Source organism: Flexivirga aerilata, from assembly GCF_013002715.1.
Taxonomy (GTDB): Bacteria; Actinomycetota; Actinomycetes; order Actinomycetales; family Dermatophilaceae; genus Flexivirga; species Flexivirga aerilata.
On sequence record NZ_JABENB010000001.1, the window covers coordinates 831,565 to 844,519 of the forward strand.

The following is a 12,955-nucleotide window of genomic DNA, read 5'->3' on the forward strand; positions in this document are numbered from 1 at the left end:
TGCGGCGGGTGAGCCTGACGGGGGACGCGTTCTACTACGCCTTGATCGCGGGCACGGTGCTGATGGCCGTGCTGTCGCTGCTGCTGTGGGGCCGGGTGCGGGGCCCGGGAGTGGTGCGCGTCGCCCAGCGACTGGTGCTGCTGGTGCTCTGTCAGGTGTGTGCGATCGCGGTCGCCGGCACGTGGGTCAACAACCACTACGGCCTCTATGCCTCGTGGTCGGACCTGCTCGGCACCAACTCCTCGTCGCACCTGGTGATGTCCGGACCGCCCCCGCAGACCGCCGACTTCACCCGTTACGAGGGCGGCACGGTCAGCACCTTCTTCCGCGGTCCGCACTCACGGCTGGCCGGTCAGGTGATCGTCTGGACGCCGCCGCAGTATGCCGAAAAGGCCTACCGCCACACGAATTTCCCGGTCATCGAGTTGCTGCACGGTGACCCGGGCGAGCCGCAGGACTGGATCACCCGGGGCGGCATGCCGGGCCGCCTGGCGCAGTTCATGGCCGACGGGAGGATAAAACCCGCGCTTGTGGTGATGCCGCAGATCTATCCCGGCGGCGTCGAGACCGACTGCTCGGACACCTCGCAGTCGAAGGTCGCGACCTGGATGGCGCAGGACGTCCCGGCACTGCTCGACCGGCACTTCCGGGTCGAGCACACGCCGCGGGCGTGGGCGCTGGTCGGCATCTCCACCGGCGGCCTGTGCGCGATCAAGCTGCCCATGCAATATCCGAAGGTGTTCGGGATCGGGGCCGGCATGGACGCCGACCCGTTCGCCGGGGACCCGTCGGTGCTGACCGACACCGCCGAGCGGGTGCGCAACGCGCCGCTGGAGCTGGCCACGAAGCGTCCGCCGGTGCAGCTCTACGCGGCGACTAGCGCACAGGACACGTGGAGTCCGCCGTCCAACATCGCGGCGCTCGCCGCGGCGGTGCGGCCGCCCACCGTGCTCGCCCCGGCATACATCGAGCGCGACGGTGGGCACAACTGGCAGACCTGGGCCCGCATGGAACCGGCGTTGTTCAGCTGGCTGGACGGGGTGCTCGCCCCACCGGCGCAGTGAGTCGCGCGAGGTGCACGATCAGGTCGGCCCGCAGCGTCACCCGCGCGGGCAGGACAGCGCGGACCTGTTCGAGGACCTCGGCCCGATCACGTTGGGGCAGTTGCAGATAGGCCGAGATCGTGCCGAGGTGTCCGATGAAATCGTCGCGGCTCAGCGGCACCGCTCGCGCGATCGTCTCCTGCCGTATGTCGGTGAACCCGCTCACCGTCAGCAGCTCGCTGCCGGGCCACTGCATCGCACTGTCGGCCGCGGTGCCGTCCGGCGCGGGGATGTGGTGGTCGCCGCCGAGGTAGGGGCGGGTGATGTCCGCAACCGTGGCGTCGAGGTCGGGGTCGGCGAGATCCATCGGTCCACCGAAGGACGCGAAAACTCCTCTGCTGCCAAGCAATCGGGAAATTCTGCTCCACCGGGTCGCCGGATCGGTCCAGTGCAACGCCGCGGCGGCGAAAACCAGATCGAAGCCGCCGGCCGGGTCCAGGTCGTCGGGTTGGTCCAGCTGTTCGAGCGTGCCCTGCCGGACCGTGACGGTGTCCGGCACGTGCCGACGCAGCTCGGTCAGCATGGCGGCGTCGGGATCCGTTGCGGTGACAGCGATTCCGCGGGCGGCGAAGGCGCGGGTGGCCTTGCCGGTGCCCGCCCCGATCTCCAGCGCGGTGCGCACCGGTTGTCCGGCGTAGTCGAGCACCAGGTCGACCAGCTCATCCGGATAGCCCGGCCGAAACCGCTCGTATGCCGCGGCGACCGCGCCGAAACTGGTGGCCCGGCTCGTCATACGCTCACCGGCTGTCGTGGGGGTGGGTCATCCGGCGATGGATGCGTCCCCGGATCATCCGCATGCCGCACCAGGTGAGGGCGATCACGACCGGCACGCAACAGGCGAGCACCCAGGCCTTGTTCAGCCCGTGCTCCTCGGCGAACGGCGCGAGGACATAGGAGAGCAGCGCGATCGCGTAGTAGCTGATCGCGATGACCGACAGGCCCTCGACCGTCGTCTGCAGTTGCAGCTGCATCTCGCCGCGTTCGTCGAGCGATCGCAGCAGCTCCTGGTTCTGGGCGGTGCGGGAGACGTCGACGCGGGTGCGCAGCAGGTCGCCGGCGCGGCTCGCGCGGCTCAGCATCCGGTCCAGCCGCGCCTCGCCGGCGAAGGCGGTCCGGATCGAGGGTTCGTAGCGCCGGGCGAGGAAGTCGCGCAGCGTCTGCCGGCCGCGGAAGCGCTCGTCGCCGAGGGCGTCCAGCCTGCTCTCGACGATGGCGGCATACGCCTGGGTGGCACCGAGGCGGAAGTCGTTCTGCATCGCGAGGGCTTCCAATTCGCCGGTGAGAGTGAGCAATTCGTGCAGCACCTCCTCGGCGTTGCGCTCCTCGGAGTCGACGTGCTCGACGAGGGTGCGCAGTTTCGGGTCGAGCTGGTTGAGCCGCGAGGTCAGCTCCCGGGAGCTGAGGAAGCCGATCATCGCCAGCGCCCGGTAGGTCTCGAGGTCGAGCAGCCGCTGGACGGTGTAACCGGTGCGGCCGGGGCCGGTCTCGGGGGAGACGAAGACGACGAAACGGGTGTACCCGTACTCGTCGCGGCGGAAGTCGCCGGCAATGACCGCGCCGCCGTCGAGCACCCGCATGACGATGGTGCGACGCGGATCGAGCCACTGCTCGAGTTGCGCGACGAGCTGCGCGTCGTCGGCCGGCATAGGCAGCACCTCGATGACGACCGCGGCGATGCGCCGGGCGTTGCCTGACGCCTCCCATTCGGGCGGGAAGAGCGCGGCCGGGTCGGCCGAGAACGGCGCGGACCGGTTGTTGCGCAGCAGCGCGGTGTACCCGGCGTACTCGGTGTGGTTCTCCCAGTCGATGGTGTAGCCGCGCCGCTCGAACTCGAAGCTGCGCCGGTCCGGCACCGGCTCGCCGGCGAGCTCCGACAGCATCCGCCGGTCCTCGGCACGGTCGCGCGCGACGGAGTCGCCGGGGTCCTTCAGGGCCAGGTGCACCACCCGCGCCGGCGCGCTGAAGCGCGGCGCCGCCCGGGCGTGGAGCTCATCGAGCAGTGGCCGCCGCAGCGGGTGTTCGACCTCGGTAGTCACGGCGAAACCCTAGCGACGATCACGTCCCCCGGCGGCTCAAGCCGCCGACCCGATCACCACACATCGAGCGGCCCACAACGGCATCGAGAGGTACACGAAAGCGGGCCGCTCTCGTGTGCCTCTCGATGCGGGAGTGTGCCTCTCGGTGAGGGGCGGCGCGGAGACGACCTGCGAGGAGTCGGAGCAGAAGGCGTGGTGATGACAACCAACGGTGGGCGGCGCGAGGAATGCCACAGAGGACCGCTGCGACGACGACCAGGTCACGCAGGGACTCGAGCGAACGTAGTGAGCCGGGTCCCTGCGTGACCTGCGAGGAGTCGGAGCAGAAGGCTCCGTGGCGATGACAACCAACGGTGGGCGGCGCCGATGGAGGACGAAGTCCGATCTCGGCCCCGCCCACCGTTGCGAGGAATGCCACAGAAGATTCAGCTCAGTGGTCGGTGACGATGCCCTTCTCGCCCTTCTTGGTGACCGCGTGGCCGCCGAACTCGTTGCGCATGGCGGCGACGGCCTTCATCGCGGGGGAGTCGGTGCCCTGGCGGGAGAAGAAGCGCTGGTAGAGCGAGCCGGAGATGACCGGCATCGGGACGCCGTACTCGACGCCCTCCTGCACCGTCCAGCGGCCCTCGCCGGAGTCGTTGACGAAGCCTTCGATGCCGCTGAGGTTGCCGTCCTTGGCGAGCGCGGCCGCGGTGAGCTCCTGCAGCCAGGACCGCACCACGGTGCCGCGGGTCCAGGCCTTGAACGCGGCGGGGACGTCCTTGACGATCTCCTTGGCCTCGAGGAGCTCGTAGCCCTCGGCATACGCCTGCATCATCCCGTACTCGATGCCGTTGTGGACCATCTTGACGTAGTGACCGGCGCCGACGTCGCCGGCGTGCACGAAGCTCTCGTCGCGCGGGCCCTCGGGGCGGAGCGCGTCGAAGACCGGCATCAGGCGCTCGACGTTCTCGGGCGAGCCGCCGACCATGAGCGCGTAGCCGTTCTCCTTGCCCCAGACGCCGCCGGAGACGCCGCAGTCGACGAAGCCGATGCCCTTCTCGGCGAGCTCCTTCTCGTGCTTGGCGTCGTCGGTGAACTTGCTGTTGCCGCCGTCGATCACCAGGTCGCCCTTGTCGAGCAGGCCGCCGAGTTCGTCGATCACCGACTGGGTGACCTTGCCGGCCGGCACCATCACCCACACGTTGCGGGGGGCCTCGAGCTTGCCGACGAGCTCCTTGAGGTCCTTGACGTCGGAAATCTCCGGGTTGGTGTCATAGCCGATCACGTCGATGCCCGCGGCCTTCAGGCGGTCACGCATGTTGCCGCCCATCTTGCCCAGGCCGATCAATCCGAGTTGCATGCCGCGCCTTTCCTTGATGCCCAAAAGTTCGTCGCCCTGACGCTACTCGCGCTGCCCGGACCTGCGCTGCCCGGGCCGGGCAAATCATTCGGTCGCCGGCTCCTGCTCCGGTATGCCGGGCCGGCGGCGCCTGCGGTAGCGGTCGAACAGCAACGCCGCGAGCAGGCTGCCGGGCCCGTGCAGCAGCAGGCTCAGCACGACGGTCGCCACGGTCAGCTGCAGCGCGACCGACGCCTCCTCGCCGGACATCCCGTTGAACGCGAGCAGCCCGAAGACGATCGTGGCGATGCCCCGCGGCCCGAGCAGCCCGGCGAGCACGCGCTCGGGCAGCGTGACGTCGGTGCGCCACAGCGCGATGAGCACCGGCACGACCCGGACCACGGTGAGCATCAGCAGCGCGAAGAGCACGCTGCGCCATTCCAGGAGGGCGAAGCCCACCACGACCGCCACCCCGCCGAGCACGAACCACAGGAAGTTACCGGCCGTGGTGGCCACGTCCTCCAGCAACTGCGCCCGGTGATGGGTGGCGTCCGGGCCGCGGGCGAGGCGGAACGCGATGCCGCAGACGAAGGCGGCCACGAAGCCGTTGCCGTGGATCAGCACGGTGGCGGTGTAGGCGAGGATCGGCACCGCGACGATGCCGATGCGCTCGGCCCGATCGGTGGTCAGGCCGCGGGCGTCGGCGCCGCGCAGCAGGTAACCGGCGAGCACGCCGATGACGATCCCGCCGAGCACCGCCTTCACCGACGCGGGTATGGCGTCACCGAGCGCGGCCCCGGCCGACTCCTCGCTCCCGCCGGTGGCGATCCACGCCATCCCGAAGGCGAAGATCGGCGCGACGATGCCGTCGTTGTAGCCGCTCTCCAGGTTGAGGATGCCGCGCAGCCGGTGTGGCACCCGCTCGTCGCGCATCATGTCGGTCGCGGGCGCCATGTCCGTCGGGCTGACCGCGCAGACGATGACCAGCACGGCGGCCAGTTGCAGGTCCGGGAAGAGCCCGACCCCGACGACGACGCCGGCGAGGATGGTGAGCGGCAGGCCGATCAGCAGCAGCCGGGTGGCCGGCCGCGAGCGCCGCCCGAGCAGCCCGTCGCGCACCTCGAGCGCGTCGACGAAGAGCACCAGCGACAGGACGTATTCGGCCGCCTTCTCGGCGATCTCGGTGTTGAGATCGTCGGTGAGGCCGTATGCCGGCGTCACCAACAACGCCACCGCACCGGCCAGCGCGAAGAAGACCGGCGCGGTGATCCAGGACCGCAGCAGCCACCGGTCGATCAACGACCACAGGACGAAGACGCTCGCGACGACGAGCAGGGTGGCCGTCATACCGGCGCTAGCTGGCGAACCGCACCGGCATCAGCACGTAGCGGTAGGACTCGTCGGCATCGCCGTCGGCCTCGGCCTGCCCGGAGAGCACCGCCGGCCGGGACGGCTGGGTGAACGACATGCGGGCGTAGGACGTGCCGAGCGCGCCCAGCCCGTCGAGCAGGAACTGCGGGTTGAACGCGATCTCCAGCTCCGGGCCGGTGAGCGTCGCCTCGACCGCTTCCGACGCCTGCGCATCGTCGCCCTGGCCGGCCTCGATCGCGACCTGGCCCTCGGAGAAGCGCAACCGGACGGGGGTGTTGCGCTCGGCGACGAGCGAGACGCGCTTGACCGCCTCGGTGAGCGCCGCGGTCTCGATCACCGACACGCTGTCGACGCTGGTCGGGAAGATCGAGGTGACCTTCGGATATTCGCCGTCCAGCAACCGGGTCGTCGTACGACGCTGACCGGCCTCGAAACCGACGAGGCCCTCACCGCCGGCGGCCGAGCCGAGCGCGATCTGCACCGCGCCCGAGGCGCCGAGTGCCTTGGCGGTGTCGGACAGCGTGCGCGCCGGGATCAGCGCGACCTGGGAGGCGTCGGACGCGGTGGGGTTCCAGGTGAGTTCGCGCAGGGCGAGCCGGTAGCGGTCGGTGGCGAGCAGGCTCAGCTTGTCGCCCTCGATCTGCATCCGGACGCCGGTGAGGATCGGCAGGGTGTCGCTCTTGTCGGCGGCGATTGCCACCTGCGAGACGGCCTGGGTGAAGACGTCACCGGCGATGGAGCCGGTGGGTTCGGGGGCGGTCGGCAGCGTCGGATAGTCGGCGGTCGGCATCTGCTGCAGCGAGAACCGGCTCGAACCACACGTGACCTCGACCTTGTGGCCGTCGGCGTTGACGGTGACCGGCTTGTTCGGCAGCGACCGGGAGATCTCGGCGAGCAACCGGCCGAGCACCAGCACCTGACCGGGCTCGTCGACCTGCGCGTCGACGGTGACCTTGGCCGACACCTCGTAGTCGAAGGCGCTGAGGGTCAGTCCCTCGTCGTTCGCGTCGAGCAGCACACCGGCCAGCACCGGCACCGGCGGCCGGTTGGACAGGCCGCGCACCGCCCAGGTGACGGCCTCGGCCAGGACATCGCGATCGACGACGAGCTTCACGTGCAAACCATCCTTGTAGCTGGGGGCTTCGCGGTATGACGAGCCGGCCGTCTCGCGCGACGGCGCGGGGTGACGGCAGGACGACCCTAATGCCCCGAGTCGGCAATAGGCGAGCGGGACGGCAGTGGGCAATGCGCGAAACGCATCGTTTTCTTGGTTGGTAGGAGTAGTAGCACCTGTGGATTCTGTGGATAACCCCGTCGGGCGCCGGGTTCGAGCCGAAGAGGGTTGTGCACAGCCGGTGGGTTGCGCTGTGGACAACCTGGCGGGGTTGGGGACGTGCCGCGGCCGTCCCCAGGTCGTGCACCGTCGCGGCCTGCGTCATACCGCGGAATGCACAGGTGCGGGCGGCGAAACCACAACCGGCGTGTGGAGGACCGACCGGACGGGTGTGCGTGACGCGGGCTCATCGAACGCACGTTGCACACAGGGTTATCCACAGGCTGGGGACAACGCGGGGCCTCCGCAGGCGCGGCACCGTCGGTGAACGACTCGTGAACGCGGCGGATCCGGCGCGCTGCCGCGGATGGTACGGGGTCCGGCGGGCACCTGTGGACGACGTCATCCGTCACATCCGCCACAGCAGTTGTCCACAGATTTCTGTGGGGGACGCTGTGGAAACGACAAACCCCCGCGGCGACGGATCGCGCGCGAGGGCTTGTGAAGGACGTGCCGGCAGCCGCCCCGGGGTCAGGTGGTCGCCCGGCGGATCTGGGTGGTGAGCTCGCTGATCTGCTCGTAGAGGTTGGCCCGTTCGCCCATCAGCTGCTTGATCTTGCGCTCGGCGTGCATGACCGTCGTGTGGTCGCGTCCGCCGAACTGCTGACCGATCTTGGGCAGCGACAGGTCGGTGAGTTCGCGGCACAGGTACATCGCGATCTGGCGGGCGTTGACGAGCGTGCGCGAGCGGGACGACCCGCACAGCTCCTCGACCGACAGGTCGAAGTACTTGGCGGTCTGGCTCATGATCGTCGCCACGGTGATCTGGCCGGCGCTCGCGCTCGGCACCAGGTCCTTCAGCACGTGCGCGGCAAGCTCCTCGGTCACCCGCTGGTTGGACACCGAGGCGTATGCCGTCACCCGGATCAGCGCTCCCTCGAGCTCGCGGATGTTGCTCGGCACCTTGCTGGCGATGAGGCTCAGCACCTCGTCCGGGGTCTGCATCGAGTCGGCGATCGACTTCTTGCGCAGGATCGCGATGCGGGTCTCGAGGTCCGGCGGCTTCACGTCGGTCGTCAGCCCCCACTCGAACCGGGACCGCATGCGGTCCTCGAGTCCGGAGAGCATCTTCGGCGGCTGGTCGGAGGTCAGCACGATCTGCTTGTCGCTGTTGTGCAGCGCGTTGAAGGTGTGGAAGAACTCCTCCTGCGTGCCGTCCTTGCCCTGCAGGAACTGCACGTCGTCGATCAACAGCACGTCGACGTTGTCGCGGTAGCGCTTCTGGAAACTCAGCGCGTTGTCGTCGCGGATGGAGTTGATGAAGTCGTTGGTGAACTCCTCGGAGTTCACGTAGCGGACCCGCATGTGCGGGTAGTAGTTGCGCACGTAATTGCCGATCGCGTGCAGCAGGTGGGTCTTGCCGAGACCGCTGTCGCCATACACGAAGAGCGGGTTGTAGGAGCGGGCCGGCGTCTCGGCGACCGCCTGGGCGGCGGCACACGCGAAGCGGTTGCCGGCGCCGATGACGAACGTGTCGAAGGTGTACTTCGGGTTGAGCCGGGCGTCCTGCAGGTTGACCACCGATGCGGGCGCGGTCTGCTCGGCCGGGCGCGGCCGGGGCGTCTGCGACGCGGCGAAGAGATCGTCGCCCGCGTCGTCGGGGGCCGGCGCCGTCGGTGCCGGGCGGGCCGGTTCGGCCGGTTCGTCCTCGGGCGGGCGCAGGCTCTCGTCGACGGTGACCGCGAGGCGCACGTCCTTGCCGAGGCCGTGGCCGAGGGCACGGCACACCGGCTCGTTCAAGGTGGTCTCGACGAACACCTTGGTGTGGTCGAACGGCACGGCGAGCAGCGCGGTGTCGCCGACCAGGCCGACCAGCCGGGTGAGGCGCAGATAGGCGCGGTCCCGCGCGGGTATGCCGGAATCCTCGATCGCGAGCAATGCTCCGTGCCAGACGTGGGCCAGGTCGATCTCGGAGTCGCTCACGGGGCTTGGTCCTCCTGCTGCAGGCGGTGGGTCGTGCGGTGGAGGGTCGCTCCGAAGAGACATGCTAAGCCGTTCGTCCACAGAGTTATCCACAGCCTGTGTATAGAGGGAGGCCAAAGAAGTCGCCGGGGCAGCGGCCCGGCGCGGAAGATGCGACGCTAACAACTTCCCGCCGCCGTCGGCAAGCCGAGGCGTGAGGAAATTCGTGCCGGCCCGGCGTGTCGAGTGGCGGTGGTGCCGGATGTGACTCTTGAATCGTCGATTCGGTACCGGCGTCCGAGCGTCGGCCGGTCGTCGGCCGGAGCGGCGCGCTCAGTTTGACCCTGCCACGCCGCCGCCCGTATCGTGGATCGGAACTTCCTTGCTTCCGCCTGCCCTGGCGCAGCCGCTGACCGGTCGAAAATCCGGTCGAGTCGAGTCGACTCGAGTCCGGCGGGCGGCGAGGACCCATGACCCTGCACCACCGGGCGATGTGCCCGGAGAAGTTTCGACGGAGACGACCAGTGAGCAAGCGCACCTTCCAGCCGAACACCCGCCGCCGCGCCAAGACGCACGGCTTCCGTCTGCGTATGCGGACCCGCGCCGGCCGCAGCATCCTGTCGGCCCGTCGCGCCAAGGGCCGCGCCAAGCTCTCGGCCTGAGGGCCACCGGCCACGCTGCGGCTTCGAGCATGCTGCCGGTCGACCACCGACTGCGCGACAGCGCGGATTTTTCCGCGGTGTTGCGCAGTCGTCGTTCCGGCCGGGCCGCCAGCAAGCTGCTGGTGGTGACGGTTTCGGGGAGCGGATCGAGCACCAGCCGCGCCGGTTTCGTGGTCTCCAAGGCCGTCGGCAACGCGGTGTTGCGTAACCGCACCAAGCGGATCCTGCGGCACCTCATGGCCACCCGCCTCGCCGCGCTGCCCGCGGGCACCGACGTCGTCGTCCGGGCCAATCCCGCCGCGGCCGGGCAGTCGTCGGCCCTGCTCGGTGCCGAACTCGACCGCCTGCTCGCGCAGGCGGTGCGCACCGCCGGACGGCGCCGATGACTGCCGGCGGGCTTTTCGCGCTGCCGCTGATCCTGCTGGTGCGCGCCTACCAGTTGGTGTTGTCACCGCTACTGCCGCAGACCTGCCGGTTCACCCCGAGTTGCTCGGCCTACGCGATCACCGCCCTCACCCGCTTCGGCCCGCTGAAGGGCAGCTGGCTCGCCATACGCCGCTTGGCCCGGTGCCACCCCTGGAACCCTGGCGGCGTCGATCACGTTCCGCCTAAGGCCCCCGCGGGCTCCGCCGGCACGCACACGCCGGCCCCGCTCAACTGAGAAGGACAGCGCCATCTTCGACTTCTTCGACACGATCCTCTACCCACTCGAATGGTTCGTCGCATTCGTCATGGTGGGGTTCCACAAGGTCTTCACCGCCATCGGCATGCCGTCCGACGGCGGCTGGACCTGGGCGCTGTCCATCGTCGGACTGGTGATCGTCCTCCGCATCCTGCTCATCCCGCTCTTCTTCAAGCAGATCAAGTCCTCCCGGCGGATGCAGCTGATCCAGCCGGAGATCCAGAAGATCCAGCAGAAGTACAAGGGCAAGAAGGACGCCGAGTCTCGTCAGAAGATGTCTGAGGAGACGATGGAGCTCTACCGGCGCACGGGCACCAACCCGTTCTCGTCGTGTATGCCGATCCTGTTGCAGTCCCCGTTCTTCTTCGCGCTCTTCCGGGTGCTCAACCGGCTGAAGGACATCGGCTCGGGCAAGCACGACGCGATCGGCTGGATGACGCAGGATCTGGCCAGTCAGGCCGAGAAGTCGACGCTCTTCGGCGCGCAGCTGTCGTCGTCCTTCATGCACCCGGGCGACTCGCCGATCGGCGCGGTCCGCGTGCTCACCGTCGTGCTGATCATCATCATGTCGGTCACGGTGTTCACCACTCAGCACCAGCTGATGCGCAAGAACATGCCCGCCTCGGCGCTGGACAACCCGCTGGCGAAGCAGCAGAAGTACATCATGTACATCATGCCGGTCTTCTTCGCGATTTCCGGTGTGAACTTCCCGATCGGTGTGCTGCTCTACTGGGTCACCACCAACCTGTGGACGATGGGCCAGCAGTTCTACACGATCCGCCGCATGCCGGCGCCCGGCTCCGAGGCCGAGAAGGCGCTCGAGGCGCGCCGCGCCGCCAAGGGCAAGCCGATCACCAAGCTCAGCATCCCGGGCCTGCACAAGGACGACAACGCCACCGACGACGCCACGGGTGATGCCAAGAACGGCGCCAAGAGCGACGCAGTCGACCTCAGCAAGGCCAAGACGCCCGCGGGCTCGCCCGGCCTGGTGACCGCCGACGGCGGCACCGCGGGCAAGGCGGGCGGCCAGCGGGTGCAGCCCAAGCGCAACAACAAGAAGCGCAAGCGCTAGCGCTCGCGCGACACCGGCGGATGGGCGGGCACGACGGCCTGCACCGTCGCCGGGAGACTTCTGATCCACCCTGATGCAACTGGAGAAGTGAATGACTGACGTGACCACCGAGCCGACCGGCGAGGACACGACGACGGACATCGCCGAGGCGCCGGCCGTCGATCTGGACCGCGAGGGCGAGATCGCCGCCGACTTCCTGGAGACGCTGCTCGACATCGCCGACCTGGACGGCGACATCGACGTCGACGTCGACGGTGACCGCGCGTCGGTGTCGATCGTCGACTCCGACGAGGGTCGCGTCCCGCGCCGCCTGGTCGGCACCGACGGCAAGGTGCTCGACGCCCTCCAGGAGTTGACCCGGCTCGCCGTACAGGCCGAGACCGGTGTGCGCACCCGGCTCATGCTGGACATCGCCGGCTTCCGCGCCGAGCGGCGCGCCGCGCTGGTCATGCAGGCCGAGGAAGCCGTGGCGTCGGTCAAGGAGACCGGCGAGCGGGTCGAACTCGAGCCGATGAGCGCGTTCGAGCGGAAGGTCGTGCACGACGCCGTTCTCGCCGGTGGCCTGACCTCGGAGTCCGAGGGCGCCGAACCGCGCCGCTACGTCGTCGTCCTGCCGGTCGGCTGAGGCGTTTCACGTGAAACCGGAGCCCGCGGCGGCGCCGGAACCACCACCCGCGTCGCCGGCTGTTGCCGCCGAGATCTTCGGTGACCGTCTGCCCGTCGCGGTGCGGTATGCCGAACTACTCGCGGATTCAGGGGTGGTGCGAGGCTTGATCGGCCCGCGCGAGACGCCGCGCCTGTGGGACCGGCACATCCTCAACTGCGCGGTGCTCACCGAACTCCTCGAGTCGTCGGCGACCGTGACCGATGTCGGTAGCGGCGCGGGGCTCCCCGGCCTGGTCGTCGCCATCCGTCGCCCGGACCTGGAGGTGACGCTGGTCGAGCCGCTGCTGCGCCGGGTCACCTGGCTGACCGAGGTCATCGAGGAGCTCGAACTCCCCAACGTCACCGTGGCGCGCGGCCGCGCGGAAGAATTGTGGGACAAGCTCCCGCCGTCGGACGTGGTGACGTCGCGCGCGGTGTCCGCACTCGATAACCTCGCCAAGTGGTCGGTGCCGCTGCTGCGACCGGGCGGGGTCTGGCTGCCGATGAAGGGCGCCTCGGTCGGCGAGGAGATCGAGCAGAGCATGACCGTGCTGCGTGCGGTCGGCGTCGACCGGATCGACGTGGTGGAGTGCGGTGTCGGCCTGCTGGCCGAACCGACTACCGTGGCCAGGTTGCAGGTCGGCACCCCGCGACGGGTCCGCGGTCGCAGCGGCGCGAAGTCGAAGGCGAAGGCACAGCGAGCGCGCGGCAAGGCCCGGCCCTGATCGCGCTCCCGCCCATCCGAACGAAGAAGGAAACGACAACCCGTGACCAGCACTTCGCAGCCCACTGGGTGGCCCGCCCAGCAGCAACAGGCCTCGCCCGAGC

Annotated in this window: 13 protein-coding genes; 7 read left to right on the forward strand and 6 right to left on the reverse strand. The window is 69.3% G+C overall.

Annotated features, from left to right (window positions below; translation table 11 throughout):
- The first annotated feature begins 8 nt into the window (after positions 1-8).
- Positions 9-1,064: an alpha/beta hydrolase-fold protein gene (locus tag HJ588_RS03920; RefSeq protein ID WP_171152121.1), complete on the forward strand. Its 1,056-nt coding sequence runs from the start codon at positions 9-11 to the stop codon at positions 1,062-1,064.
- Here the strand turns inward: HJ588_RS03920 and HJ588_RS03925 are convergent.
- From HJ588_RS03925 to dnaA, 6 genes are all read right to left on the reverse strand, one after another.
- Complete coding sequence (locus HJ588_RS03925) at positions 1,024-1,836, reverse strand: class I SAM-dependent methyltransferase (protein WP_171152123.1); 813 nt, start codon at positions 1,834-1,836, stop codon at positions 1,024-1,026. The two genes, HJ588_RS03920 and HJ588_RS03925, sit on opposite strands and share 41 nt — an antisense overlap.
- A gap of 4 nt (positions 1,837-1,840) precedes the next feature.
- The gene (locus tag HJ588_RS03930) at positions 1,841-3,139 is read right to left on the reverse strand and encodes a DUF3422 family protein (protein ID WP_171152125.1); all 1,299 of its coding nucleotides are present in this window, start codon (positions 3,137-3,139) and stop codon (positions 1,841-1,843) included.
- A gap of 430 nt (positions 3,140-3,569) precedes the next feature.
- Positions 3,570-4,499, reverse strand: a complete 930-nt coding sequence (gnd, locus tag HJ588_RS03935; protein ID WP_343036687.1) for a phosphogluconate dehydrogenase (NAD(+)-dependent, decarboxylating) — start codon at positions 4,497-4,499, stop codon at positions 3,570-3,572.
- 66 nt (positions 4,500-4,565) lie between these two features.
- Complete coding sequence (locus HJ588_RS03940; RefSeq protein WP_171152128.1) at positions 4,566-5,807, reverse strand: cation:proton antiporter; 1,242 nt, start codon at positions 5,805-5,807, stop codon at positions 4,566-4,568.
- 7 nt (positions 5,808-5,814) lie between these two features.
- The gene (dnaN, locus tag HJ588_RS03945) at positions 5,815-6,945 is read right to left on the reverse strand and encodes a DNA polymerase III subunit beta (protein ID WP_171152130.1); all 1,131 of its coding nucleotides are present in this window, start codon (positions 6,943-6,945) and stop codon (positions 5,815-5,817) included.
- Positions 6,946-7,635: 690 nt separating this feature from the next.
- Positions 7,636-9,087: a chromosomal replication initiator protein DnaA gene (dnaA, locus tag HJ588_RS03950; RefSeq protein WP_343036586.1), complete on the reverse strand. Its 1,452-nt coding sequence runs from the start codon at positions 9,085-9,087 to the stop codon at positions 7,636-7,638.
- A gap of 503 nt (positions 9,088-9,590) precedes the next feature.
- Between dnaA and rpmH the strand changes: the two genes are divergently transcribed.
- From rpmH to rsmG, 6 genes are all read left to right on the forward strand, one after another.
- A complete protein-coding gene (gene rpmH / locus HJ588_RS03955; protein WP_171152134.1) occupies positions 9,591-9,728 on the forward strand; it encodes a 50S ribosomal protein L34 in 138 nt (45 codons plus the stop codon).
- Positions 9,729-9,757: 29 nt separating this feature from the next.
- Positions 9,758-10,114, forward strand: a complete 357-nt coding sequence (gene rnpA / locus HJ588_RS03960) for a ribonuclease P protein component (RefSeq protein WP_171152136.1) — start codon at positions 9,758-9,760, stop codon at positions 10,112-10,114.
- Complete coding sequence (yidD, locus tag HJ588_RS03965; RefSeq protein ID WP_171152139.1) at positions 10,111-10,389, forward strand: membrane protein insertion efficiency factor YidD; 279 nt, start codon at positions 10,111-10,113, stop codon at positions 10,387-10,389. Before rnpA ends, yidD begins: the two co-directional genes overlap by 4 nt.
- A gap of 70 nt (positions 10,390-10,459) precedes the next feature.
- A complete protein-coding gene (yidC, locus tag HJ588_RS03970; RefSeq protein WP_246241750.1) occupies positions 10,460-11,482 on the forward strand; it encodes a membrane protein insertase YidC in 1,023 nt (340 codons plus the stop codon).
- A 91-nt stretch (positions 11,483-11,573) separates the two neighbouring features.
- Positions 11,574-12,107, forward strand: a complete 534-nt coding sequence (locus tag HJ588_RS03975) for a Jag family protein (protein ID WP_171152141.1) — start codon at positions 11,574-11,576, stop codon at positions 12,105-12,107.
- 10 nt (positions 12,108-12,117) lie between these two features.
- Positions 12,118-12,852 (forward strand): 16S rRNA (guanine(527)-N(7))-methyltransferase RsmG, encoded by a 735-nt coding sequence (gene rsmG, locus HJ588_RS03980; RefSeq protein ID WP_171152143.1) that lies wholly within the window; start codon positions 12,118-12,120, stop codon positions 12,850-12,852.
- The last annotated feature ends 103 nt before the right edge of the window (positions 12,853-12,955 follow it).

Coding starts and splice junctions, on each gene's coding strand:
- rnpA (WP_171152136.1), top strand. CDS start 9,758: ATGCTGCCGGTCGACCACCGACTGCGCGACAGCGCGGATTTTTCCGCG.
- HJ588_RS03925 (WP_171152123.1), bottom strand. CDS start 1,836: ATGACGAGCCGGGCCACCAGTTTCGGCGCGGTCGCCGCGGCATACGAG.
- HJ588_RS03975 (WP_171152141.1), top strand. CDS start 11,574: ATGACTGACGTGACCACCGAGCCGACCGGCGAGGACACGACGACGGAC.
- yidC (WP_246241750.1), top strand. CDS start 10,460: ATGGTGGGGTTCCACAAGGTCTTCACCGCCATCGGCATGCCGTCCGAC.
- yidD (WP_171152139.1), top strand. CDS start 10,111: ATGACTGCCGGCGGGCTTTTCGCGCTGCCGCTGATCCTGCTGGTGCGC.
- HJ588_RS03940 (WP_171152128.1), bottom strand. CDS start 5,807: ATGACGGCCACCCTGCTCGTCGTCGCGAGCGTCTTCGTCCTGTGGTCG.